Origin of the sequence: Snuella lapsa, assembly GCF_039539345.1 — a bacterium.
Lineage (GTDB): Bacteria > Bacteroidota > Bacteroidia > Flavobacteriales > Flavobacteriaceae > Snuella > Snuella lapsa.
Genome location: NZ_BAABCY010000046.1, coordinates 1 through 1,553, shown reverse-complemented (window position 1 = coordinate 1,553; position 1,553 = coordinate 1). Strand labels below are relative to the sequence as shown.

Annotated in this window: 2 protein-coding genes; both read right to left on the bottom strand. The window is 32.8% G+C overall.

Going from position 1 to position 1,553, the window contains the following annotated elements; all coding sequences use genetic code 11:
• Nucleotides 1-779: 779 nt before the first annotated feature.
• Nucleotides 780-911 (bottom strand): flavodoxin domain-containing protein, encoded by a 132-nt coding sequence (locus tag ABD792_RS19185; RefSeq protein ID WP_425568138.1) that lies wholly within the window; start codon nt 909-911, stop codon nt 780-782.
• The gene (locus ABD792_RS09185; protein WP_345005632.1) at nt 908-1,333 is read right to left on the bottom strand and encodes a UPF0158 family protein; all 426 of its coding nucleotides are present in this window, start codon (nt 1,331-1,333) and stop codon (nt 908-910) included. Before ABD792_RS09185 ends, ABD792_RS19185 begins: the two co-directional genes overlap by 4 nt.
• Nucleotides 1,334-1,553: the final 220 nt, after the last annotated feature.

Here is a 1,553-nt window from a genome sequence, read left to right as displayed (position 1 = left end):
ATCATTGCAGGATCTCTCAAAGTGGCACTGTTTGACCGAAATACGTGGCATGGTCACTCCGAAATAGCCACAAACTTCATTGTTCTAAAATGAAAGAACCTATTTTATATTTAACAAAAACGGTTAGATTTCTTCTTTCAATATTTATCATTACAGATATCTTAATTTTTATTAGGTATTTATTGAAAGATTATGGAGAAAAGTTAATTATAGAGAATATAAATAAAACTGTAGTTATTTTTGGTTCAATAACAGTAATCCTTGCTATTATTGACTTTATATTGGTTAGAAAGTATAATAAGGATGCTCTCTAAAACAAAAAAGCATCCCCATTTTCTATAAAGAAAAAAGGAAAGCTTTCCATTGGTGATGCACTGAGTATATATTCAGCATCTCAACCATACATTGATAAACACTAAGGTTTATCAAACAACACAACTAATTTTAGTGCAAAAAAAAGCTCCAACTTTGTTGAAGCTTCTAAGCAATTTGGCGGTCTGGACGGGACTCGAACCATACATGCTTAAGCCTTATAAATTCAGCCCCTTCACCATAGTTCACAAATTATGTTGACGATTTGTGAACTTATATATCATTTAATTTATGTCAAAATAACTTCGCACTGCAAATATAGGATTTGTGATATTCTAAACAAATACTATTTTGATTTTTTTCGAATGAAGTACCATATGAACATTTAAGGTGCGGAGCCCTCCAAAATATTAGTTAAACTGCAGCCTTATTTAAGGACAAGACAGTTTTGAATAATCCGAAATTGTCTAATTAAATGATGAAATTTCATTCACGTCTATTTTAAATCCTGAATTTTCAGCATATTCAGCAATTCGTTGACATATTTTAAGGGTCTGTCCGTCTGTTGTCGAATATATTATGCCTATCCTTTTATTCATTTCCAATCAATCAGTTCTATTTGTTGCTTAACATATCCGATATATCGCATCTTTTTAAAAGCAAACCATTTTTGTCGATAATCTCCTGAGTTGTCCATTTCCCACTTGAAATTTCGAAATGGTTTTGATTTAGTCAACGCATTTATCAATCGGTCTTGAAGTTTTACATTATCAATATTTTCGGCAAAGTCAGCCATAACCTTGAATGATTCATGCGAATCCATTCCCTCAAATTCTATATAATCTGTCCAGTTTGCGTCTAATTCTTCAATATCCTTTTCCCATGCTTCTGTATCCGATCCAATCCAATTATCCTTGTTGATTATAGTTTTCAAATCACCTGTTTTTTTGTGCAAATAACATTTCATTCCACAATCAAGATTATCTGCTATTTCTTCAATCGTTTTGTCAGATATTTTCATTAGTTGCAGTGTCTTTTTTGTATTAAACACAACGGGAGTCTGCGCAATAACTAAATTCTCCCCTCTAAGAATCCCATATTTTATTTTTTTCTCAGATACCTCTCCGAATATTCTAATATTCAAAATAGGTTTTTGCGCAGTCTGACGGTTAGTGTCGAGTAGACAAGGGGATTTTCACCCCGAGCCTCTCACAGAACCGTACGTGATAGTCTCCCATCAT